Raw genomic sequence first — 23,734 nt, 5'->3', positions numbered from 1 at the left:
GTGCTGTGGGGGCTGTACCAGCAGAACATCACCGCGGCGATCGGTGCGCAGGTGAATGTGCTGATCTTTATCGTCATCATCATCGGCGGGCTGGGATCGACCACGGGCTGCTTTGTCGGTGCGCTGCTGGTGGGGCTGATGGCCAACTACACCGGTTTCCTGTTCCCAAAGGTGGCTCTGTTCTCCAACATCCTGCTGATGATGCTGGTGCTGCTGTGGCGCCCGCAGGGGCTGTTTCCGGTGGCGCGGCGCTGAGGGTAACGACCATGATCCGACTTCTCTCCGGCGACCTGCCGCGCAGCCGCGTGCTGACCGTGATCCTGCTGGTGATCCTGGTGGCCCTGGCGTGCGCGCCCTTCGCCTTCCCCGGCGCGCGCGCGCTCAACATGGCGGCCAAGATCTGCATCTTCGTGGTGCTGGTGGCCAGCTATGACCTGCTGCTGGGCTATACCGGCATCGTTTCCTTTGCCCACACCATGTTCTTCGGCATCGGTGGCTATGGCGTGGCCATCGCCATGTCGCGCATGGAGCCGGGCTGGGGCGCGCTGCTGGCCGGCACCGTGGGTGCGCTCGCGGTGTCAGCGCTGCTGGCGTTCCTGATCGGGCTGTTCTCGCTGCGGGTGCGCGCGATCTTCTTTGCCATGATCACGCTGGCGGTGGCGACCGCCTTTGCCACGCTGGTGTCGCAGCTGTCCGAATGGACCGGAGGCGAGGACGGGCTGACCTTCAAGGTGCCGGAGGTGCTGCGTCCCGGCTTCACGCTGGGCGAGGCCGAATGGCTGGGCGTGCCGCTGAGCGGCAAGCTGCTCAGCTACTACCTGGTGTTTGCCGGCGCGGTGGTGCTGTTCCTGGTGCTGCTGCGCATTGTCAACTCGCCCTTTGGCCGGGTGCTGCAGGCGATCCGCGAGAACGACTTCCGCGCCGAGGCGATCGGCTACCGCACCGTGGTGTACCGCACCGTGTCGACGGTGCTGTCGGCGATGTTCGCCACGCTGGCGGGCGTGCTGATGGCGATCTGGCTGCGCTACAACGGGCCCGATACCTCGCTGTCGTTCGAGATCATGGTCGACATCCTGCTGATCGTGGTGATCGGCGGCATGGGCACGCTCTATGGCGCGGTGATCGGCACGGTGCTGTTCCTGGTGGCGCAAACCTACCTGCAGGACGTGATGAAACTGGCCAGCGAAGCCACCGCCGCGCTGCCGCTGCTGTCGTCGCTGCTGCATCCGGACCGCTGGCTGCTGTGGCTGGGCTTGCTGTTTATCCTGAGCGTCTATTATTTCCCGCAGGGCGTAGTGGGGCGGCTGCGCGGCACCGGGCCCGTGCAGGACGTGGCAAGCTGAGCGGAGGCTAGCGCATGTACGTCATCGACTGGCTGCACAAGAATGCGCAGCATTTCCCCGACAAGGTCGCGCTGGTGGACGTGGAGAGCGGCCGCCAGGTGACCTATCGTAAATTCGACGAACGCGCCAGCCGCTTCGCGGAATACCTGCGCGACCACCTGCAACTGGCGCCGGGCACGCGCGTGGCGGTGCTGGCGCACAACAGCTCGGATTATTTCGAGATGCTGTATGGCTGTGCCAAGGCCGGCATGGTGATGGTGTGCCTGAACTGGCGCCTGCCGGCGGCGGAGCTGCTGCCGATCCTGCAGGACTGCACGCCCGAGGTGCTGGTGGCCGGCGACGGCTTCCTCGCAGTGGCCGCGGATCTCGCGCGCGCCATGCCGCTGCGTGCGGTGCTGCACCTGGCCGACGACGAGGCCGCTGACGTTCCCGGCGGCTGGACCGAGTACGAGGCAGTGCTCGATGCCGCTTCCGGCCGCATCATCGAGATGCCGTGCCGCGATGAGTCCGAAGTCTGGCACCTGCTCTACACCTCCGGCACCACCGGCAAGCCCAAGGGCGTGATCCAGACCTACGGCATGGTCTTCTTCAACGCCGTCAACGCGATGCTGGCAAACAAGATCACGCGCGACGATGTGTTCCTCAATGTGCTGCCGTTCTTCCACACCGGCGGCCTGAACCTGTATGCCAACCCGGTGCTGCACGCGGGCGGCACGGTGCACATCATGCGGCAGTTCGAGCCGCAGGTGGTGCTGGGCAAGCTCGACCGCGCCGGCGGCGAGGGCATTACCATGTTCTTCGCGGTGCCGGCGGTCTACCTGTTCCTGAGCCAGCACCCGCGCTTCGCGCACGCGGACTTCGCCGGCGTGCGCAATATGTCAGCGGGGGGCTCGCCGGTGCCCAGGCCGTTGCTGGAGGCCTACCTGGCCAAGGGCGTGACCATCTGCTTCGGCTTCGGCATGACCGAGACCGGCCCCACGGTCTTTGTCTGCGACGAAGACACCGCGCGCCGCAAGATCGGCACCATCGGCAAGCCGGTGGGGTCGATGCTGACGCGCATCGTCGATGCGGCTGGATTGGACGTGGGCCCGGGCGAGCGTGGCGAACTGCTGATCAAGGGCCCCGGCGTGACGCCAGGCTACTGGAATCTGCCCGAGGCCACTGCGGCCGCGATCCGCGGCGGCTGGCTGCATTCCGGCGATATCGCCTATCGTGACGAGGACGGCGACTACTACATCGTCGACCGGGCCAAGGACATGTTTGTCTCGGGCGGCGAGAACGTCTATCCGGCCGAAGTCGAGAACGTGCTGTTCCAGCTGCCGGGCGTGGCCGAGGCCGCAGTAATCGGCACGCCGGATGCGCGCTGGGGCGAGGTCGGCATGGCGCTGGTGGTGCTGCGCCCGGGCGCCGTCCTGGAGGCCGATGCCGTGATCGCCCACTGCAAGGCGCAGCTGGCCGGCTACAAGGTGCCGCGCCATGTGCGCTTTCTCGACGCGCTGCCGCGCACGCCGTCCGGCAAGGTGGAAAAACACAAGCTGCGCGCACAGTTCTCTGGCTGAGGCGCATGGCCGCGCCAGCGGTTGCCGTGTTTCCGATTTCCGCAGTTCGCAGTCTCCGCAGTCCTCGATCTGAAGACAATTCGACAGCCCCGGCCATCCGGGTGCGACAGGAGGAGGTTGACATGCATTCCACGCAGATCCCGCCGCAGCAGAAACAGAAACGCCGCCTCAGGCTCACGGTGCTGGCGGCCGCCGCATCGATGCTGGCAGCCGCCTGCGGCTCGGGCGATGACAACAACAACGGCAACGGCAGCAACCCCAATACCAAGCCGGCGAATATCGGCACGGTCACGATCAACAGCTACAACGGCACCACCGACGACCTGCTCACTGCGGGCCTGGGCAAGGACGGCCTGGCCAGCGCCACCGCGCCACTGCCGGCCAATCCCACCGCGCCGACCGCGGCGGAGCTGCGGCGCTATGCGATCCATACCAACTATCGTGCCATCGTCGACACCACCGCCAGCGGCGGCTACGGCTCGCTCTACGGCCCCAATGTCGACGCGCAGGGCAATGTCACCGGTTCCGACGGCAAGGTGGCCGGCGTGGAGTACCTGGCCTTTTCGGACGATGGCTCGGGCCAGCAGAACGTGACCATGCTGGTGCAGATTCCCGCGTCGTTCAACACCTCGAAGCCATGCATGATCACCGCTACCTCGTCCGGTTCGCGCGGCGTCTATGGCGCCATCGCCACCGGCGAGTGGGGCCTGAAGCGCGGCTGCGCGGTAGCCTATACCGACAAGGGCACCGGCGCCGCGCCGCATGACCTGGATACCGACACCGTGCCGCTGATCGACGGCACCCGCGCCACGCGCGCGGCGGCCGGCAAGAACGCGCAGTTTGCCGCGCCGGCGGGGGCCACCTCGCTGGCGGACTTCACCGCTGCCAACCCGCACCGGCTGGCGTTCAAGCACGCGCATTCACAGCGCAACCCGGAGAAGGACTGGGGCAAGTTCACGCTGCAGGCGGTGGAATTTGCGATCTGGGCGATCAATGACCGCTTCGGCGCCGTGTCGGCCAACGGCACCCGCCAGCGCACCCTGGACAAGGACAGGATCGTGGTGATCGCGTCCAGCGTGTCCAACGGCGGCGGTGCCGCGGTGGCGGCGGCCGAGCAGGATGCCGGCGGGCTGATCGACGGCGTGGCGGTGGGCGAGCCCAACCTGAACATGCCGCCCAATACCGGCATCGTGGTGCAACGCGGCGCGACGCCGGTGGCAGCTTCGGGCCGCACGCTGTACGACTACACCACCACGGCCAACCTGCTGCAGCACTGCGCCGCGCGGGCCACCGCGCTGACCCAGGCGCCGTTCTACACCAACCCGGCCACGGCGACGTTCTTTGCCAACCGCTGCCAGACGCTGGCGGAAAAGGGGCTGGTGAGCGGCGCGAACACGGACGAACAGAGCGCCAGCGCGCTGCAGGCGCTGCGTGACGCCGGCTGGGAAGCGGAATCGGACGATCTGCACCCGTCGCTGGCCGTGTTCGACGTGGCCGCCGCGATCTCGGTCAACTATGCCAACGCCTATGCGCAGGCCAGCGTCACCGACCGGCTGTGCGGCTACAGCTTTGCCAGCACGCTGACCGACCTGAAGCCCGCGGCAATCGCACCCGCGGCGCTGGCGTCGATGTTCGCCACCGGCAACGGCGTGCCGCCGCAGCCGCCGGTCCAGCTGATCAATGACCTCGATCCGCAGCATGGCCCGTACCTGAACCTGGCGTCTGTTTCACCGTCGACGCTGCGTGAAGACCTGAACTACGACGGCGCCAACTGCCTGCGCAGCCTGCTGGCCGGCTCCGACGCCGCGGCACGCGCCTTGCAGGCCGGCCAGGCGCTGACACTGCGCAACGGCAACCTGCGCGGCAAGCCGGCGGTGATCGTGCACGGGCGCAGCGACGGGCTGCTGCCGGTCAACCATACCTCGCGTCCGTATCTCGGCCTGAACCGGCAGCAGGAGGGCGTGACCAGCAAGCTGTCATACGTGGAGGTCGAGAACGCCCAGCACTTCGATGCCTTCATCGGCCTGGTGCCGGGCTACAGCAACCGCTATGTGCCGCTGCACGTCTACCTGAACCGGGCCCTGGATGCGGTCTACGACAACCTCACCGCGGGCAAGGCGCTGCCGCCGTCGCAGGTGCTGCGCACCACGCCGCGCGGCGGCACCCTCAACACGCCCGCGCCGGCGCTGCTGCCGTCCAACGTGCCGCCGTTCGCCGCGTCGCCTGCGGCCGGCAACGCGATTACTGTCAACGCTAATGCCGTACAGGTGCCTGACTGATGAACGATGCCCTGCCGCGCGTGCTGTCGCAGCGCGACTTTGACCGCTTCGCCGCCTTGTCGCACGACGACAACCCGATCCACTGCGATCCGGCCTTTGCCCGTGGCACGCATTTCGGTGCCACCGTGGCGCACGGCATGTTCCTGTTTTCGCTGCTGTGCGCCCACACCTGGCGGCAGCTGCCAGCGCCGGCGTTGCCGGTCGGGCAGACGCTGATGTTCCCCACGCCGGCCTTCGTTGGCGACACAGTGCAGATCGCGCTGGCGCCGCAGCACGCTCCGGCGGGACTGGCGGGCTACGGCACCACCGTTGGCAGCGCGGGCGGGCCGGGCGAGGCGCAGCGCGTCACGGCCGTGGGCGAATCGCTCTGGCTGCCGGATGCCGGGCCGGAGGAACTGGCCCGGCTGCCCGGCGACACGGCACCGGCGCCAGAGGCGGGCGACGCCTCACTGTACGGCCTGCGCCCCGGTCAGGAAGCCGGTGCGGCACGCGCCTTCACCCAGGCGGACCTGGACGACTACATCACCCTGACCGGCGACGCCAACCCCTACCACGCCGATCCGGCCTTTGCCCGCGCGCGCGGGTTTGGCGGGCCGGTGGTGCCGCTGCCGCTGCTGGCCGGCATGTTCTCGGACCTGCTCGGCACGCGGCTGCCCGGACGGGGCACGGGGTGGATGAAGCAGTCGCTGCGCCTCGCTTCAGCCGCGCGGATGGATGAGCCGCTGACGGCATGCGTGGGCATCGTGCGGCTGCGCGCGGGCAAGGACCTGGTAAACCTGGCCAGCGTGGTCACGGGCGCGGACGGACGGGTGGTGGTGCAGGGTGAATCACTGGTGCTGGTGCGCAACCTGGCGGACAAGGGAGCCTGCCGCGCCGCCTAGCCGCGTATCGCTTGCGGCACTTGCGAGCGCGGGAGTCGGGGTTGTCGACATTGCGGCCGGACGGGGTCATTGCGTACCGGCGCGGCCTTGAAATGTCGCGACAAAGCCTTATCTTTCGGAAAGACATCCAGTGTCCGGCAGGGCATACGGGCGCTCCGGCAGCGAAGACCGGCGCCGACGCCCCCGCATCAGGACACGACCTTATCCGAGAGAGGGAATCCTTATGCGTCTTGACAAGCTGACCACCCGGTTCCAGGAAGCACTGGCTGATGCGCAAAGCCTGGCACTGGGCAACGACAACCAATACATCGAACCGCAGCACCTGCTGCGCGCGCTGCTGGCGCAGGACGACGGCGCCGCCAAGGCGCTGCTGGCGCGCGCCGGCGTCAACGTGCAGGGCCTGCAGACGGCGCTCGACGCCGCCATCAAGCGCCTGCCGCAAGTGCAGGGCACCAGCGAGGTCCAGATCGGCCGCGACCTGGTCAACCTGCTCAACGCCACCGAGAAGGAAGCCATCAAGCGCGGCGACCAGTTCATCGCCAGCGAGCTGTTCCTGCTGGCCGTCGCCGACGACAAGGGCGACGCCGGCCGCATCGCGCGTGAAAACGGCCTGAACCGCAAGTCGCTCGAGTCGGCCATCCAGGCCGTGCGCGGCGGCGATTCGGTCAACAGCGCCGAGGCCGAGGGCCAGCGCGAGGCCCTCAAGAAGTACACCATCGACCTGACCGAGCGCGCCCGCATCGGCAAGCTCGATCCCGTGATCGGCCGTGACGACGAGATCCGCCGCGCCATCCAGATCCTGCAGCGCCGCACCAAGAACAACCCGGTGCTGATCGGCGAGCCGGGCGTGGGCAAGACCGCCATCGTGGAAGGCCTGGCGCAGCGCATCGTCAACGGCGAAGTGCCGGAGAGCCTGAAGAACAAGCGCGTGCTGGTGCTGGACATGGCCGGCCTGCTGGCCGGCGCCAAGTACCGCGGCGAGTTCGAGGAGCGCCTGAAAGCGGTGCTGAACGACGTCGCCAAGGACGAGGGCCAGACCATCGTCTTCATCGACGAGATCCACACCATGGTCGGCGCCGGCAAGGCCGAGGGCGCGATAGACGCGGGCAACATGCTCAAGCCGGCGCTCGCGCGCGGCGAGCTGCACTGCATCGGCGCGACCACGCTGGACGAGTACCGCAAGTACATCGAGAAGGACGCCGCGCTGGAGCGCCGCTTCCAGAAGGTGCTGGTCGATGAGCCGAGCGTTGAAGCCACCATTGCCATCCTGCGCGGGCTGCAGGAAAAGTATGAGCTGCACCACGGCGTGGAAATCACCGACCCGGCCATCGTCGCCGCGGCGGAGCTGTCGCATCGCTATATCACCGACCGCTTCCTTCCCGACAAGGCGATCGACCTGATCGACGAGGCGGCCGCGCGCATCAAGATGGAAATCGATTCCAAGCCGGAGTCGATGGACAAGCTCGAGCGCCGCACCATCCAGCTGAAGATCGAGCGCGAGGCGGTCAAGAAAGAGACCGATGAGGCGTCGATGAAGCGCCTGGAGCTGATCGAGCAGGAAATCGCGCGCCTGGAGAAGGAGTACGCCGACCTGGACGAGATCTGGAAAGCCGAGAAGGGCGCCGCGCAGGGCACGGCCGCGCTCAAGGAAGAGATCGAGAAGGTCAAGCTGGAGATCGCCAAGCTGCAGCGCGAAGGCAAGCTGGACAAGGTGGCCGAGCTGCAATACGGCAAGCTGCCGGGCCTGGAAGGCAAGCTCAAGGCCGCGACCGATGCCGAGGCCAGCGAGCAGAAGCAGCCCAACAAGCTGCTGCGCACCCAGGTGGGCGCCGAGGAAATCGCCGAAGTGGTAAGCCGCGCCACCGGCATCCCGGTATCGAAGATGATGCAGGGCGAGCGCGAGAAGCTGCTCAAGATGGAAGACCGGCTGCATGGGCGCGTGGTCGGCCAGGACGAAGCCGTGCGGCTGGTGTCCGATGCCATCCGCCGTTCGCGTGCCGGGCTTGCGGACGAGAACCGGCCCTATGGCTCGTTCCTGTTCCTGGGCCCGACCGGCGTCGGCAAGACCGAGTTGTGCAAGGCCCTGGCCGAGTTCATGTTCGATTCGGAAGAGCACCTGATCCGCATCGACATGAGCGAATTCATGGAGAAGCACAGCGTCAGCCGCCTGATCGGCGCGCCGCCCGGATACGTGGGCTACGAGGAAGGCGGCTACCTGACCGAGGCCGTGCGCCGCAAGCCGTACAGCGTGGTGCTGCTGGATGAAGTCGAGAAGGCCCACCCGGACGTCTTCAACGTGCTGCTGCAGGTGCTGGACGACGGCCGCCTGACCGATGGCCAGGGCCGCACCGTGGACTTCAAGAACACGGTGATCGTGATGACGTCCAACCTGGGTTCGCAGATCATCCAGTCGATGACCGGCGAGCCGCAGGAAGCGATCAAGGGTGCGGTCTGGCAGGAAGTGCGCACGCATTTCCGGCCGGAGTTCCTGAACCGGATCGATGAAGTGGTGGTGTTCCACGCGCTCGACCAGAAGCATATCGAGTCGATCGCACGCATCCAGCTGCAACGCCTGCAGGCCCGCCTGGCCCGCATGGACATGACGCTGGAGGTGAGCGAGACGGCGCTGGAGAAGATCGCCAGCGCAGGCTACGACCCGGTGTTTGGCGCGCGTCCGCTCAAGCGGGCGATCCAGCAGCAGATCGAGAACCCGGTGGCCCGGGCGATCCTGGAAGGCAAGTTCGCCGCCAAGGATGTGGTGCCGGTGGATTATGTCGACGGGGAGTTCACGTTCGGGCGGAAGCTGGACTAAGGCTACCGTGGCTCGATCGACTGCCGGAGCACACAGGCGGTCGATCATGGTCAGGCCCCTGCGCTGCATCGCAGGGGCTTTTTTTCGTCTTGCCATCGCGCGTTGCGTGTAAGGCGGTCCCGTCCCGTGCAATTTTTTCACGCCACGATGCCGCGGGTCGTCGCCAGCCGCGCCGTTCCGCGCCATCCGCCGAGTGGCACACTTCTCGCGTTGCGGAAGGGTTGAGTTTCCGTACAAGGCGCTGCGCTGACGCAGCCCCATCCCCAAGGAGCCCTTCAATGACCGACAAGCCTTTCCTCTCTGACGTCAAGACATTGCGCGAGCGCGCCCGCAAGCACATCGACGATGGCGCCGTGACCGCGGGCTATGCCGCGGATCGCGATACCGTGCTGAAGCTGCTCAACGATGCGCTGGCCACCGAAATCGTCTGCGTGCTGCGCTATCGCCGACACTACTACATGGCCAAGGGGCCCAACTCGAAGAGCGTCGCCGATGAATTCCTGGCCCATTCCAATGAAGAACAAGGCCATGCCGACCAGATCGCCGAGCGCATCGTCCAGCTTGGCGGCGAGCCCGACTTCGCACCCGACGGCCTGACCAGCCGCTCCCATGCTGAATATGTGGCGGGTACTTCGCTGACGGAAATGATCAAGGAAGACCTGGTGGCCGAGCGCATCGCCATCGACAGCTATCGCGAGATCATCCAGTTCCTGGGAGAACGCGATCCGACCTCGCGCCGGATGATGGAGGGCATCCTGGCGGTGGAAGAGGAGCATGCCGACGAAATGGCTGACCTGCTCGCCCGCCAGGGCGGCTGAGGCGCAGGCGCGGCAGGCTGGCCCGCACTTGACCTTGATCAACCCCGGGTCGCAGGCAAGCCGATAACATTCGTCCTGTCATGGAGATGCGGGGGCGCTCTTCATGACTTGTCTACCCGTTTCCAGAACGGAAACTTCGCCCGCACCGGCTTGCCGGTGCGGGCGTTTTCTTTTTGGGGCGTGACCCATCATCCTCCTTCCGCTCAGCGATGCCGCATGCCCCGTGCGCCGGCATGTCCATATTTCCGTCCGATCTTATGCAAAAAACAGCAAAGGATCGGCGAAACCATTCGTTCCGTTCAGATAGCCCCCTCGGTAGTCTTGCTCCTGACACAAGTCCGCCACCCAAGGCGGACAAGGCAAGAGGCGCCTCGCGCCCATTCACGACACTGACGGGAGCAACACAAGATGATCCGCAAACTGGCTATCAGCCTGGCCGTACTTGGCGCCCTGAGCGCGGCGCAGACCGCTGCGGCCGCCAACCTGCTGAACGTTTCCTACGATCCGACGCGCGAGCTGTATGTCGATGTCAATGCCGCCTTTGCCAAGGCCTGGAAGGCCCAGGGCGGCGACGCCGTGACCGTGCGCCAGTCGCACGGCGGCTCGGGCAAGCAGGCGCGCTCGGTGATCGACGGGCTGGATGCCGACGTGGTGACGCTGGCGCTGGGCTATGACATCGATGCCATTGCCGACAAGGGCCTGATCAAGCCGGACTGGCAGAAGCGCCTGCCGCACAACGCCTCGCCGTACACCTCGACCATCGTGTTCCTGGTGCGCAAGGGCAATCCCAAGGGCATCAAGGACTGGGGCGACCTGGTCAAGCCGGGCGTGCAGGTGATCACGCCCAATCCCAAGACCTCGGGCGGCGCACGCTGGAACTACCTGGCGGCGTGGGGCTACGCGCTGCGCCAGCCGGGCGGCAATGACGTCAAGGCGCGCGAGTTCGTGGGCGAGCTGCTCAAGCATGTGCCGGTGCTGGATTCGGGCGCGCGCGGCGCCACCACCACCTTTGTCGAGCGCGGCCTGGGCGATGTGCTGATCGCGTGGGAGAACGAAGCCATCCTGGCCATCAAGGAGCTGGGCCCGGACAAGTTCGATATCGTCGCGCCGTCGGTGTCGATCCTGGCCGAGCCGCCGGTGGCGGTGGTCGACAAGGTGGTCGACAAGAAGGGCACGCGCAAGGCGGCCGAGGCCTACCTGCAGTTCCTGTACACCGACGAGGGCCAGGAGATCGCGGCCAAGAACTACTACCGCCCGATCTCGCAGAAGGTGGCGGCCAAGTACGCGGCCAACTTCCCCAAGGTGAAGCTGTTCACCATCGATGAAGTCTTCGGCGGCTGGCAGAAAGCCCAGAAGACCCACTTTGCCGATGGCGGCACGTTCGACCAGATCTACCAGCCCGGCAAGAAATAAACCACGAGACCGGCGCGCCGGGTCGCGTGGGGCGGCCGCGGCGCCGACCGGTCCATCAGAAGAAGGAAGCCCGATGTCCATCCTGACGCTCTCCGGCAGCCCGTCGGTCCAGTCCCGCTCCGGCCTGGTGCTGGCGCACCTGCGTGCCACGCTCGAGGCTGCCGGCGAACGCACCCGCCACCTCGACCTGCGCGAACTGCCGGCGGGTCCGCTGCTGGCGGCACGCGTGGACGACCCCGTCATCGCCGCCGCCACGCATGCCGTGTCCGAGGCGCAGGTGGTGGTACTGGCCACGCCGGTCTACAAGGCCGCCTACAGCGGCCTGCTCAAGGCCTTCCTGGACCTGCTGCCGCAGACCGGCCTGCGCGACAAGATCGTGCTGCCGATCGCCACCGGCGGCAGCCTGGCCCATGCGCTGGCGATCGACTACGCGCTGCGCCCGGTGCTGTCCGCGCTGGGCTCGCGCCAGATCCTGCCCGGCATCTTTGCCGTGGACCAGCAGATCGAATCCCTTGAAGCCGCCGGCGTGCGCCAGGCGCGCTTCGATGCCGCGCTGTCCGCGCGCCTGGACGAGGGCGTGCTGCGCGTGCGCGATGCGCTGGCGCATTCCCGCATCGAGGTTCCGCTCGACGTGGTGCCCGGCGCCCTGGTCCAGCGTGCCGCCGCGATCGCGGTGGCCGAGCGATGTTCCGCCTGAACTGACTGATTGACTGAAGTGGCGCCGGCCTGCCCGGCGCGACGGCAGCGACGCCATGCCACCCGCCACGCGGGGTCGGCAGGGATGCGTGCTGCCGCAGCCATCCTGGACATCAATCCGGCCAGCAGGGCATTGCCCCGGGCCATGGAGGACATCGCATGACACTGACGAACCCGTTGCGCACGGCCAACCAGCGCCGCCGCCTGATTACCGCCGCGCTGGTGCTTGCCACCGGCCTGGCCTATGGGCTACTGCCCGGCCGCGCCGAAGCGCAGTCGAAGAACATCGACCCCAAGGTGCTGCGCATCGGCTACCAGAAGTACGGCACGCTGACGCTGCTGAAGGCGCGCGGCACGCTGGAAAAGCGTCTGGTGCCGCAAGGCATCACCGTCAAATGGACCGAGTTCCCCGCCGGCCCGCAACTGCTTGAGGGGCTGAACGTCGGTGCCGTCGATTTCGGCACCGTCGGCGAGGCGCCGCCGATCTTTGCGCAGGCCGCGGGGGCGCAGCTGGTCTACGTCGGCAATGAGCCGCCGGCGCCGGTGGCGGAAGCCATCGTCGTGCCCAAGGGCTCGGCGATCCGTTCGGTGGCGGAACTGCGCGGCAAGCGCGTGGCGCTGAACAAGGGCTCGAACGTGCATTACCTGCTGGTGCGCCAGTTGGAGAAGGCCGGCATCCCTTACAACGAGATCCAGCCGGTCTACCTGCCGCCGGCGGATGCGCGTGCCGCCTTCGAGCGCGGCGCGGTCGATGCCTGGGTGATCTGGGACCCGTTCCTCGCCGCAGCCGAGAAGCAACTGGGTGCGCGCGTGCTCACCGATGGCCGCGGCGCGGACGGCAAGAACGTGGTCAGCAACCACCAGTTCTACCTGGCCTCGCGCCCCTATGCACAAGCCAAGCCGGAGATCGTCAGCCTGATCCTGGACGAACTGGCCACGCTGGGCACCTGGGCGCAAAGCAACCCAAAGGAGGCCACCACGGTGCTGACCGGCGAAACCGGGCTGCCGGCCGATGTGCTTGAGCTCGCCGTTTCGCGCTTCTCGTACGGCGCACGCCCGGTCAGCGCCGGGGTGCTGGCCGAGCAGCAGCGCATCGCCGACGCCTTCCACTCGCTCAAGCTGATCCCCAGGCCAGTCAAGGTGGCCGATGCGCGCTGGGACGTGCCGCAGCAGCAGGCGAAGCGATAGCCACCTCCATCGGCAAGAACAATAGGACAACGACATGCAAGTATTCTGGTTCATCCCCACCCACGGCGACAGCCGCTACCTCGGCACTTCGGAAGGCGCGCGCGAGGTCAGCTTCGATTACCTGAAGCAGGTTGCCGTCGCCGCCGATACGCTGGGCTACGAAGGCGTGCTGATCCCGACCGGGCGCTCATGCGAAGACCCATGGGTGGCCGCATCGGCCCTGGCCGCCGTCACGCAGCGCCTGAAATTCCTGGTCGCGGTGCGCCCCGGCCTGATGGCGCCGACGCTGGCTGCACGGATGGCGGCAACCTTCGACCGCATCTCCAACGGCCGGCTGCTGATCAACCTGGTCACCGGTGGCGATACCGCCGAGCTGGAAGGCGATGGCCTGTTCCTGGACCACACCGCGCGCTACGAGGCCTCGGCCGAGTTCCTGCGCATCTGGCGCCAGGTGCTGGCCGCCAGCCATGACGGCGACAAGGTGGACTACGAGGGCAAGCACCTGAGCGTGAAGGGGGCCACCGTCCTTTATCCGCCGCTGCAGCAACCGCATCCGCCGGTGTACTTCGGCGGTTCGTCGGCGCCGGCGCATGCGCTGGCCGGCGAGCAGGTCGATACCTACCTGACCTGGGGCGAGCCGCCCGCTGACGTGGCGCAGAAGCTCGACGACGTGCGCCGGCAGGCCGCGCGTCATGGCCGCACGGTGAAGTTCGGTATCCGCCTGCATGTGATCGTGCGCGAGACCGAAGCCGCCGCCTGGGCTGCCGCGGACGACCTGATCAGCCGGCTCGATGACGAGACCGTGGCGCGTGCGCAAGCCGTGTTCGCCAAGATGGATTCCGAAGGGCAGCGCCGCATGGCCGCGCTGCACGCGGGCGGCGCGCGCCGCACGCGCGAGGCGCTGGAGATCAGCCCCAACCTGTGGGCTGGCGTTGGCCTGGTGCGCGGCGGTGCCGGCACCGCGCTGGTCGGCGATCCGCACACCGTGGCCGAGCGCATGCGTGAATACGCCGAGCTGGGCATCGACACCTTCGTGCTGTCCGGCTACCCGCACCTGGAAGAGGCCTACCGCTTTGCCGAACTGGTGTTCCCGCTGCTGCCGCGCTCGGTGCGCGACAAGCTGCCGGGCAAGGTGCTGTCGGGCCCGTTCGGCGAAGTCATGGCGACTGGCATCGTGCCGCGCGCCGCGCAGAGCTGAGGGGAGGGCAACCATGAACGCTCCTCTATTGCAGCCGCTGCGCCAGGGACCTCGGGCGCTGGCGCGCGCGCTGGCTCCGTGGATCGTGCCGGTGCTGCTGATCGTTGTCTGGCAGCTGGCCTCGCAGAACGGCTGGCTCTCCAGCCGCGTGCTGCCGGCCCCGCTGGCCGTGGTGCAGGCCGCGTGGGAGCTGGCGCGCTCGGGCGACCTGTGGAAGCACGTCGGGGTCAGCACCTGGCGCGCGCTGGTGGGGTTTGCCATCGGCGGCGGGCTGGGCCTGCTGCTGGGGCTGCTGACCGGCACCTTCCGCACCGCGGCCACGCTGCTCGACAGCTCGCTGCAGATGGTGCGCAATATCCCGGCGCTGGCCTTGATCCCGCTGGTGATCCTGTGGTTCGGCATCGACGAGACCGCCAAGCTGTTCCTGGTGTCGCTGGGCGTGTTCTTCCCGGTCTACCTGAACACGTATCACGGCATCCGCTCGGTCGATACGGGGCTGGTGGAGATGGCGCGCAGCTACGGCCTGTCCGGCTGGCAGCTGTACCGCGAGGTCATCCTGCCCGGCGCGCTACCGGGCATCCTGGTAGGCGTGCGTTTCGCGCTCGGGTTGATGTGGGTGGTGCTGATCGTGGCGGAGACCATCTCCGCGCAATCGGGCATCGGCTACATGACCATGAACGCGCGTGAGTTCCTGCAAACCGACGTGGTGCTGGTGGGCATCCTGCTCTATGCGCTGCTGGGCAAGCTGGCCGACTGGCTGTCGCGCGGGCTGGAGCGCTACTGGCTGCGCTGGCATCCGGGCTACGCCGCGGCCTGACCGGCCCGTCGTCCCAATCAAGCAAGGAGATCGAGATGCAGATGTATCCGGTAGAGCAGGCTGCGCTGGTGGAACTGGAAGCGGGCCTCGCGCGCCGCGAGGCGGCACAGCCGGCGGCAGAGGCGCCGCGCAAGGCAGGTGGCGTGGCGCTGCACGTGCGCCAGGTGGTCAAGCGCTATGACGGCCGCGAAGTGCTGCACAACGTGGCGCTGGACGTGGCGCCGGGCGAGTTCCTGGCGATTGTCGGGCGCAGCGGCTGCGGCAAGAGCACGCTGTTGCGGCTGGTGGCGGGACTGGAAGCAGCCGATGGCGGCAGTATCACCGTCGACGGTGAATCCGCGGCGAAAGGCCGCGCGCGGCACGCCGACGTGCGCGTGATGTTCCAGGACGCAAGGCTGCTGCCGTGGAAGCGCGTGCTGGACAACGTCGCGCTGGGCCTGCCGCGCACACGCCGCGGTGAAGCCGCCGATGTGCTGGCGCAGGTGGGCCTGGCCGACCGCGCCAGGGAGTGGCCCGCGCGGCTTTCCGGCGGCCAGCGCCAGCGCGTGGCCCTGGCGCGCGCGCTGGTTCACCACCCGCAGTTGTTGCTGCTGGATGAACCGCTGGGCGCGCTGGACGCGCTCACGCGCATCGAGATGCAGGGGCTGATCGAATCGCTGTGGCGCCGCCTTGGCTTCACGGCGCTGCTGGTTACGCACGATGTGTCGGAGGCAGTGGCGCTGGCCGACCGCATCGTGCTGATCGAGGACGGCCGCATTGCCATGGATGAGCGCGTGGCGCTGGCGCGCCCGCGCGAACGCGGCGCGGCGGGCTTTGCGCAGCTGGAGGCCGCGGTGCTGCAGCGGGTGATGCGGCAAGCGCCGCAGGCGCAGGTACCGTCGCATGCAGGTGCGCATGCCGACCCGGCCGCCACGACCGCGCCGCTGAACGTGAGCTGGGCAGCGTGACCGTGCCACCCGCGGCAATGTGCGCCGCGCATATCGACAGGCCGTAATCTTCATTCGCTCGCGCGCGCTGACCTCCTATCATGAGCAGGCAGGCCGATGCGGTGCGACCGCACAGAGGGCGCATGGCGCGCCCGTCATCACTAATCCGACCAAGGGGCCGAGGGGCCCGGTCAACCCAAGGAATGCCATGCCAGGCGTGCATGAACCCGCGGGCGCAGTGCCTGCGCTCCAACGTTATCTGGAATCGCTGCCGCGCCAGCCGCTGGCTGACCGGCAATTGTGGCGCGACGCGCGCGGGCAGGTGCAGGGCCAGTTCTTCAACTGCTCGCTGACCAGCGCGTTCGAGCCGCTGGTGACGCTGGCAGACCGGCAGGTGGTGGCGCATGAAGGTTCGATCCACACCTACGCAGAGGACGGCGTGGGCCTGGCGGCATGGAAGCTGTTTGCGATGGCGGCCGACGACAACACCCTGGTGTCGCTGGACCGGCTTTCGCGCCTGCTGCATGCCATCAACTACTTTGCCGCCGAGGGCGAGCACAAGCTGGTGCTGAACGTGCATAACCGGCTGCTGGCCGCGGTCACCGATGACCACGGCGCTGCCTTCCGGCGCGCATTGCAGTCGCTGGGGCTGCCGCTGGAGCGCTTTGTGATCCAGGTGCCGGCCAGCGCCAATGACGACCTGGCATTGCTATTGCATGTCGTTGGCAACTATCGGCGCAACGGCTTCGCGGTAAGCCTGCAGGCGTCGGATCCGGCGGAAGCCGGTGCGCTGATGGCGCACGCGTTGCCGGACTGGCTCAAGCTGGACATGCGCCGCACCTGGACCGACCGCCAGCTGTCGGGCCTGCGTGCCAGCGCGGCCAACGCCGGCGTAACGCTGATCGGGCGGCGCCTGCAGAACGCCGAAAGCGTCGAGCGCCTGCAGGCCGCGGGCATCGGCCTGGGGCAGGGCGCCTTCGCCGGCGCGCCGGTCAGTGCGGCAGGGCTGCGCACAGGCCTGGCGAGCGCCGCGCATGCATTGGACAAGGAGGTGGTATGACCCAAGCGAACCGGCTATCCGGCGGCCATGGCACGCGCCTGGACATTCCGCGGCACCTGCAGGTGCTGACTGTACCGGGGCTGCACGGCAGCGGCCCGGGACACTGGCAGAGCCGCTGGGAGCAGCGCTTCCCCGACTGGCAGCGGGTGGAGCAGCACGACTGGTCGCGCCCCAGCCTGCCGCTGTGGGCCGAGCGCGTCTCCGAAGGCGTGATGCGCGCCCAGCGCGTGGCCGCGCGCGGCGCGGTGCTGGTGGCGCACAGCTTCGGCTGCCTGGCGTCGTTGCGCCAGGCGGCGCTGGATCCGGTCGGCATTGCCGGCGCATTGCTGGTGGCGCCGGCAGATCCGGACAAATTTGGCGTGGCGGCGCTGCTGCCGACCTACCGGCTGCCGTTCCCGACCATCCTGGTCGCCAGCCGCAACGACCCCTGGATGCCGCAGCGCACCGCTTTCAGCTGGGGCACGCTGTGGGGCAGTGAACTGGTCGATGCGGGCAGCCTGGGCCACATCAATGCCGATTCCGCACTGGGCGAGTGGCCTGAAGGCCTCGCGCTGCTCGATACCCTGATCCAGCGTATCGCGCAGGCAGGCGATACCGGCTCCATAAGTGAATCATCCGGCGCCTGGGAGTCGGGCATCGAGGTAGTGTCTACTATCCCTTATATCTAAACCGTCTAAGAAAATTCATAAAGATTCGTTCTGTTTATAAGGATGACTCTGCAGAATCTGTCTCGTAGGCCGGCGCAATATGCGCTGGCGTCATAAAGAACGGCCCGCCGGGGCCAGCCATCATGGTCCGGCGGCGCACCGCTCACAGACGAGACGACATGCCTCCATCCATTTCCCTCGCGGACACGCCGCCAGCCGCCCCTCGCGCCCCTGATTCCGGCGCCGCGCGCGCGCCGCGCAGGCCGTCCAGGCAGCGTTTTACGGTGCTGCCCGGCTTCGGCCTGTCGCTGGGCTTCACGTTGTTCTACCTGACGCTGATCGTCCTGATCCCGCTGTCGGCCACGTTCCTGAAGACCTTCACGATGACGTGGGACGCGTTCTGGACCTCGGTCACGGCGCCGCGCGTGGTGGCGTCGCTGCAGCTGAGCTTTGGCGCGTCGCTGGTGGCGGCCATCGTCAATACGGTGTTCGGGCTGGTGGTTGCCTGGGTGCTGGTGCGCTACCGCTTCCCGGGCAAGCGCCTGATCGACGCGCTGGTGGACCTGCCGTTCGCGCTGCCCACTGCGGTGGCCGGTATCGCGCTGACGGCGCTGTTTGCCGGTAATGGCTGGATCGGCCGCTATCTCGAGCCGCTTGGCATCAAGGTCGCGTTTACGCCGCTGGGCGTGGTGGTGGCGCTGACCTTTATCGGCCTGCCGTTCGTGGTGCGCACGGTGCAGCCGGTGCTGGAGGATGTTGAGCAGGAGCTGGAGGAGGCCGCTTCCAGCCTCGGCGCCAACCGCCTGCAGACTTTCCAGCGCGTGATCCTGCCCGCCATCCTGCCGGCGCTGCTGACGGGGTTTGCGCTATCGTTCGCGCGCGCCACCGGCGAGTACGGCTCGGTGGTCTTTATCTCCGGCAACATGCCGATGGTGTCCGAGATCGCGCCGCTGATGATCTATTCCAAGCTGGAGCAATACGACTACGCCGGCGCCACCGCGGTGGCGGTGGTGATGCTGGTGATTTCCTTCGGGCTGCTGCTGCTGATCAACCTGCTGCAGGCCTGGACGCGCCGCCATCAATCCGGTGTGCGCGCCGCGCTGGCACCTGAAGCGCCCGCCACGGGCAAGGAGTTCTGACATGGCCGGCGCAGTTGCGGGACGCCTGGGCGGGCAAGCCAACGCCCAGGCCCATCACAGGTTTGACGCTACCGGCGAAGCGCCGTGGGTACGCTACACGCTGATCACGGTGGCGGTGCTGTTCCTCACGCTGTTCCTGTTCGTGCCGCTGGCTTCGGTGTTCTATGAAGCCTTGCGCAAGGGCGTGCAGACCTACTGGGAAGCGTTGATCGAACCCGACGCACTCGCCGCGATCCAGCTCACGCTGACGGTGGCGGCGATCGCGGTGCCGCTGAACGTGGTGTTCGGCGTGGCGGCGGCCTGGGCCATCGCCAAGTTCGACTTCCGCGGCAAGAACCTGCTGATCACGCTGATCGACCTGCCGTTCTCGGTGTCGCCGGTGATTTCCGGCCTGGTCTACGTGCTGCTGTTCGGTGCGCAGGGCTGGCTGGGACCGTGGCTGGAAGCGCACGACATCAAGATCATGTTCGCGGTGCCGGGCATCGTGCTGGCCACCATCTTCGTGACCTTCCCCTTTGTTGCGCGCGAGCTGATCCCGCTGATGCAGGCGCAGGGCAGTGAAGAGGAAGAGGCCGCGATCGTGCTGGGCGCCTCGGGCTGGCAGACCTTCCGCCATATCACGCTGCCCAATATCCGCTGGGGCCTGCTGTATGGCGTGATCCTGTGCAATGCGCGGGCGATGGGCGAGTTCGGTGCGGTCTCGGTGGTATCGGGCCATATCCGCGGGCTGACCAACACCATGCCGCTGCATGTTGAGATCCTCTACAACGAGTACAACTTCGCGGCGGCCTTTGCGGTGGCTTCGCTGCTGACGCTGCTGGCGCTGGTCACGCTCGGCATCAAGACGCTGGTGGAATTGCGCGCCCGCAAGGAAACCGAAGAGGCTGCACCAGAGCGGCCGCTGGCAAGTTTGCAAGGACAAGCATCATGAGCATCCAGGTCAAGAACGTAGAGAAGCGCTTTGGCGACTTTGTCGCGCTGGACAACGTCTCGCTCGATTTCGACGAAGGCGAGCTGACCGCGCTGCTGGGGCCGTCCGGCTGCGGCAAGACCACGCTGTTGCGCATCATCGCCGGCCTGGAGCGCGCCGATGCGGGCCAGATCGTGCTGGCCGGGCGCGATGCCTCGGACCAGCATGTGCGCCAGCGCCAGGTGGGCTTTGTGTTCCAGCACTACGCGCTGTTCAAGCATATGAGCGTGTTCGAGAACGTGGCCTTCGGCCTGCGCGTCAAGCCGCGCGCCGAGCGCCCGAGCGAAGCGCAGATCCGCGACAAGGTGCGTTCGCTGCTGGAACTGGTGCAACTCGACTGGCTGGCCGACCGCTACCCGTCGCAGCTCTCCGGCGGTCAGCGCCAGCGTATCGCGCTGGCGCGCGCCCTGGCGGTGGAGCCGCGCGTGCTGCTGCTGGACGAACCGTTCGGCGCGCTCGACGCCAAGGTGCGCAAAGAACTGCGCCGCTGGCTGCGCCGCCTGCACGATGAACTGCACGTGACCAGCGTGTTCGTCACCCATGACCAGGAAGAGGCGCTGGAAGTGGCCGACCAGGTGGTGCTGATGAACCGCGGCCACGTGGAGCAGTACGGCTCGCCCGAGGCCGTCTACAACCATCCGGCCACGCCCTTCGTGTTCGGCTTCCTCGGCAACGTGAACCTCTTCCACGGCCGGCTGGAAGTGGGCGAGAGCGGCGGCCTGCTGCATACCGGTGAAGCGGTGCTGCCGGTGGTCGGCAGCGGCCATGAGACCGCCGGCGACGCGGTGGCCTATGTGCGCCCCCATGACCTCGACCTGGAGCGCTATTCGCCCGGCGCCGACGGCATTGCCGTGACGCTGCGCCGCGCGCTGACGCTGGGCCCGGTGGCGCAGCTTGAACTTGAACGTGAAGACAACCAGGACGTGATTGAAGTCGCGCTGCCGCTGGAGCGCTTCCGCCATGCGGGCTTCCGCGAAGGCGAACTGCTCGCGGTGCGCCCGCGCCAGCTGCGCGTGTTCACGCAACCGCGTACCACGTCCACCCAACAAGAAAAGGCGACGTCATGAACTTCCAGCAACTCCGATCGATCCGCGAGGCGGTGCGCCGCCAGTTCAACCTGACCGAAGTCGCCAACGCGCTCTACACCTCGCAGCCCGGCGTGTCGCGCCAGATCCGCGAGCTGGAAGAAGAACTGGGCGTGGAGATCTTCGAGCGCTACGGCAAACGCCTGACCGGCCTGACCGAGCCCGGGCGCGAGATCGTGCGCATCGTCGAACGCCTGCTGCTGGAGGCCGAGAACCTGCGCCAGGCCGGCGACGAATACGCCGGCCGCCATACCGGCCGCCTGACCGTTGCCACCACCCACACCCAGGCACGCTATGCACTGCCGCGCGTGGTGCAGGCCTTCCGCCGCGAATACCCGCATGTGACGCTGGCACTGCAGGAGGCGTCGCCCACGCATATCGTTGAGCTGCTGCTGACGGGGCAGGCCGATATCGGCATCGCCACCGAGGCCCTGGCCACCGAGGCCGGGCTGACCTCGTTCGAGGCCTACAGTTGGCAGCACGTGCTGGTGGTCTCGCCCGGCCATCCGCTCACGCGCCTGCCCGAGCCCACGCTCGAAGACGTGGCCGGCTTCCAGCTCATCACCTATGACGCCGGCTTCACCGGCCGCCGCAAGATCGACAGCGCCTTTGCCGAGGCCGGCCTGCAGCCGGAGATCGTGCTGACCGCGCTGGATGCCGACGTGATCAAGACCTACGCCGAACTGGACCTGGGCGTGGGCATCATTGCCTCGATGGCCTATGACGAGCGCAAGGATTCCGGCCTTGTGCGGATCTCGGCCGACCACCTGTTCGCGCCCAACACCACCAGCGTGGCGGTGCGGCGGGGCGCCTACCTGCGCGGCTATGCGCACGCCTTTATCAACATGTTCGCGCCGCACCTGTCGCCCGACACCGTCAGCAGCGCGCTGTCCGAGCAGGAGCGCCAGGCCCTGGCGGCCTGATTCCGGCCTGGCTGTGGCCATCGCCAGGCGGCGCAGGGGGCACCCGGGCGCTGCCTGACAGCCGCCGTCCGCCCCGGCACGGTGCCGTTCGCGCCCCGTGCCCGCCGTTCGTCGCAAGAGACTTTCTTCGTGCCCGGGTGAGGGGTACATTCCTTGCACGTGCCCGCGGCTTGCCATCCGGCGAGCGCCGTACGTGTGCCGCAGTGCAACAAAGTTTGCGCGCGGCCGCCGGTCTGCAAGGGCCGGACAAGGGAGACAGAGACGATCATGCGCGACGACGAACCGCTGCTGCGCTGGCAGTGGCGCGGCTATGCCCGCAACCACCAGCATCCCCGCAACCTGCTGCTGCATATCGTGGCCGTGCCGATGTTCATGGCCGGCACCGTGCTGGGCCTCTACGGCCTGTTGCGCCTGAGCCTGCCGGCGGTGGCGCTGGGGCTGGTGTGCATGGGCATGTCGATGGCCCTGCAGGGCCGGGGGCACCGGCTGGAAGCCCACGCGCCGGAACCCTTTGCCGGGCCGGCGGACATCGCCGGCCGCATCCTGGCCGAGCAGTGGATCACCTTCCCGCGCTATGTGCTGTCCGGCCAATGGTGGCGCGCGCTGGCCGGCCGGCGTGCCGGGCAGGGTGGCTGAGGTGGCCCGCGCTGCCCGCCTCATCACATTCCCGTTGCGCCAGGCTCAGTCCGCGCTAACATGAACGCCATGGACCGCTGCTTCTCCAACGTCGCCACCGCCATCCCCTCCCGGCTCAATATCCTCGGCCGCGACCTGCTGTTCGTGCTGTGCATGAACTCGGTGATCGCCATCAGCCTGAACTACGGCTTCCAGACCGGCGGCAGCCTGTGGCACAACTTTGTCTACAGCCAGCTGATCGGCTTGTCGATCTGGGTGCTGATCGACATTCCGCGCGTGGTGATCTGGTGGAACGACCGGCCGCGCCGCTGGCCCTTCCTGCTGCTGGCCGCCGCCGCGGTGCCCGCGGGCGTGGTGTTCGGCAGCTGGGCCACGCGCGTGGCGCTGGACCTGCCGCCCAAGTCGGCGGACGAAGCCGGCGGCATGCTGCGCATGTGCCTGGTGGTGGGCATGCTGGCCGCGGCCTCGATGATCTATTTCTACTGGTCGCGCGAGAAGCTCGCATCCCTGGAGCGCCAGGCCGCGCTGGACGCCCTGCAGCGCGAGGAAGCCGAAAAGCAGCTGGTGCGCGCACAGCTGATGGCGCTGCAGGCGCAGATCGAGCCGCATTTCCTGTTCAACTCGCTGGCCAACCTCGACGGGCTGATCGCCACCGACCCGCCCGCCGCGCGCCAGCTGCTGCAGCGCCTGATCGGCTTCCTGCGCATGTCGCTGGCGCATACCCGCGCCGAGCAATGCACGCTGCGGCAGGAGTTCGAGCTGCTGCGCAGCTACCTGGACATCCAGGGCATGCGCTTCGGCCAGCGGCTCTCGTTCGACATCGACCTGCCGCGCGAACTGGCGAAGGTGGAGATCCCGCCCATGCTGATCCAGCCGCTGGTGGAAAACGCGGTCACGCACGGCATCGAGCCCTGCATGATCGGCGGCCATATCCGGCTGTCGGCGCGTGCGGCCGGCGACAATGCGGTGCAGGTCATCATCGCCGATACCGGCGTGGGCTTCGGTCATGCCTCGGGCAAGGGCTCGGGCCTGGGCATCACCCATGTGCGCGAGCGGCTGGCGCGCATCTTTGGCGCGGCGGCCTCCATGCAGATGGAGGAGAACACCCCGCGCGGCGTGGTGGTGCGGCTGACGCTGCCGCTGGAGCGCCCGGCCGAAGCGCCCACCCTGACCCAGACAGTCACCAGCGTGCCGGAGGGCATGCCAGTATCGGCCCCAGCCATGCAACGGCTCTGAGGCGCCCCGCCTGCCAGCAAGCCTGACAAGACGAACGGCTGGCACCGCCCGTGGCGGTGCCGCTGACAACGCCAGGACCCATCCACCACCCCAACGCCCCCATGACCC

At 67.8% G+C, this 23,734-nt stretch carries 20 protein-coding genes and 1 pseudogene; all 21 read left to right on the top strand.

Going from position 1 to position 23,734, the window contains the following annotated elements:
- Nucleotides 1-255: pseudogene (locus AC3WRI_RS29815) on the top strand (branched-chain amino acid ABC transporter permease); the annotation flags it as partial.
- An 11-nt stretch (nucleotides 256-266) separates the two neighbouring features.
- A complete protein-coding gene (locus AC3WRI_RS29810) occupies nucleotides 267-1,343 on the top strand; it encodes a branched-chain amino acid ABC transporter permease (RefSeq protein WP_058697931.1) in 1,077 nt (358 codons plus the stop codon).
- A gap of 14 nt (nucleotides 1,344-1,357) precedes the next feature.
- Nucleotides 1,358-2,902: an acyl-CoA synthetase gene (locus tag AC3WRI_RS29805; protein WP_492294641.1), complete on the top strand. Its 1,545-nt coding sequence runs from the start codon at nucleotides 1,358-1,360 to the stop codon at nucleotides 2,900-2,902.
- A 122-nt stretch (nucleotides 2,903-3,024) separates the two neighbouring features.
- Complete coding sequence (phaZ2, locus tag AC3WRI_RS29800) at nucleotides 3,025-5,181, top strand: D-(-)-3-hydroxybutyrate oligomer hydrolase (RefSeq protein WP_010810490.1); 2,157 nt, start codon at nucleotides 3,025-3,027, stop codon at nucleotides 5,179-5,181.
- A complete protein-coding gene (locus tag AC3WRI_RS29795; RefSeq protein WP_492294639.1) occupies nucleotides 5,181-6,062 on the top strand; it encodes a MaoC/PaaZ C-terminal domain-containing protein in 882 nt (293 codons plus the stop codon). Before phaZ2 ends, AC3WRI_RS29795 begins: the two co-directional genes overlap by 1 nt.
- A gap of 223 nt (nucleotides 6,063-6,285) precedes the next feature.
- Entirely contained in the window at nucleotides 6,286-8,874 is a 2,589-nt protein-coding gene (clpB, locus tag AC3WRI_RS29790; RefSeq protein WP_010810492.1) for an ATP-dependent chaperone ClpB, read from the top strand.
- Nucleotides 8,875-9,152: 278 nt separating this feature from the next.
- Entirely contained in the window at nucleotides 9,153-9,692 is a 540-nt protein-coding gene (locus AC3WRI_RS29785; protein WP_010810493.1) for a ferritin-like domain-containing protein, read from the top strand.
- A gap of 408 nt (nucleotides 9,693-10,100) precedes the next feature.
- Nucleotides 10,101-11,105, top strand: coding sequence for a sulfate ABC transporter substrate-binding protein (locus AC3WRI_RS29780; protein WP_058697935.1), 1,005 nt, complete (start codon nucleotides 10,101-10,103; stop codon nucleotides 11,103-11,105).
- 73 nt (nucleotides 11,106-11,178) lie between these two features.
- Complete coding sequence (ssuE, locus tag AC3WRI_RS29775) at nucleotides 11,179-11,802, top strand: NADPH-dependent FMN reductase (protein ID WP_492294637.1); 624 nt, start codon at nucleotides 11,179-11,181, stop codon at nucleotides 11,800-11,802.
- A 158-nt stretch (nucleotides 11,803-11,960) separates the two neighbouring features.
- On the top strand, nucleotides 11,961-12,989 hold the full coding sequence (locus AC3WRI_RS29770; protein ID WP_492294635.1) for a sulfonate ABC transporter substrate-binding protein: 1,029 nt from the start codon (nucleotides 11,961-11,963) through the stop codon (nucleotides 12,987-12,989).
- A gap of 34 nt (nucleotides 12,990-13,023) precedes the next feature.
- Nucleotides 13,024-14,187: an FMNH2-dependent alkanesulfonate monooxygenase gene (ssuD, locus tag AC3WRI_RS29765; protein WP_011615572.1), complete on the top strand. Its 1,164-nt coding sequence runs from the start codon at nucleotides 13,024-13,026 to the stop codon at nucleotides 14,185-14,187.
- Nucleotides 14,188-14,200: 13 nt separating this feature from the next.
- Nucleotides 14,201-15,004 (top strand): aliphatic sulfonate ABC transporter permease SsuC, encoded by an 804-nt coding sequence (ssuC, locus tag AC3WRI_RS29760; protein ID WP_011615571.1) that lies wholly within the window; start codon nucleotides 14,201-14,203, stop codon nucleotides 15,002-15,004.
- Nucleotides 15,005-15,039: 35 nt separating this feature from the next.
- Nucleotides 15,040-15,951 (top strand): ATP-binding cassette domain-containing protein, encoded by a 912-nt coding sequence (locus AC3WRI_RS29755; protein ID WP_010810499.1) that lies wholly within the window; start codon nucleotides 15,040-15,042, stop codon nucleotides 15,949-15,951.
- 187 nt (nucleotides 15,952-16,138) lie between these two features.
- Nucleotides 16,139-16,990 (top strand): EAL domain-containing protein, encoded by an 852-nt coding sequence (locus AC3WRI_RS29750; RefSeq protein WP_010810500.1) that lies wholly within the window; start codon nucleotides 16,139-16,141, stop codon nucleotides 16,988-16,990.
- Nucleotides 16,987-17,658, top strand: a complete 672-nt coding sequence (locus AC3WRI_RS29745) for an RBBP9/YdeN family alpha/beta hydrolase (RefSeq protein ID WP_010810501.1) — start codon at nucleotides 16,987-16,989, stop codon at nucleotides 17,656-17,658. The genes AC3WRI_RS29750 and AC3WRI_RS29745 overlap by 4 nt, the downstream gene beginning before the upstream one ends.
- A 158-nt stretch (nucleotides 17,659-17,816) precedes the next feature.
- On the top strand, nucleotides 17,817-18,776 hold the full coding sequence (cysT, locus tag AC3WRI_RS29740; protein WP_011615568.1) for a sulfate ABC transporter permease subunit CysT: 960 nt from the start codon (nucleotides 17,817-17,819) through the stop codon (nucleotides 18,774-18,776).
- A gap of 1 nt (nucleotide 18,777) precedes the next feature.
- Nucleotides 18,778-19,707, top strand: coding sequence for a sulfate ABC transporter permease subunit CysW (cysW, locus tag AC3WRI_RS29735; RefSeq protein WP_010810503.1), 930 nt, complete (start codon nucleotides 18,778-18,780; stop codon nucleotides 19,705-19,707).
- Nucleotides 19,704-20,813 carry a sulfate/molybdate ABC transporter ATP-binding protein gene (locus AC3WRI_RS29730; RefSeq protein ID WP_010810504.1) on the top strand — a complete coding sequence of 370 codons (1,110 nt, stop codon included), beginning with the start codon at nucleotides 19,704-19,706 and terminating at the stop codon, nucleotides 20,811-20,813. Before cysW ends, AC3WRI_RS29730 begins: the two co-directional genes overlap by 4 nt.
- Entirely contained in the window at nucleotides 20,810-21,754 is a 945-nt protein-coding gene (locus tag AC3WRI_RS29725) for a CysB family HTH-type transcriptional regulator (protein WP_010810505.1), read from the top strand. The genes AC3WRI_RS29730 and AC3WRI_RS29725 overlap by 4 nt, the downstream gene beginning before the upstream one ends.
- 267 nt (nucleotides 21,755-22,021) lie before the next feature.
- Entirely contained in the window at nucleotides 22,022-22,390 is a 369-nt protein-coding gene (locus AC3WRI_RS29720; RefSeq protein WP_010810506.1) for a DUF962 domain-containing protein, read from the top strand.
- Nucleotides 22,391-22,450: 60 nt separating this feature from the next.
- Entirely contained in the window at nucleotides 22,451-23,626 is a 1,176-nt protein-coding gene (locus tag AC3WRI_RS29715) for a sensor histidine kinase (protein ID WP_011615567.1), read from the top strand.
- Nucleotides 23,627-23,734: the final 108 nt, after the last annotated feature.

The organism is Cupriavidus sp. FW305-27 (assembly GCF_058787995.1).
The sequence above is the reverse complement of the archived record's forward strand: the minus strand, read 5'-3'. Positions and strand labels throughout refer to the sequence as shown.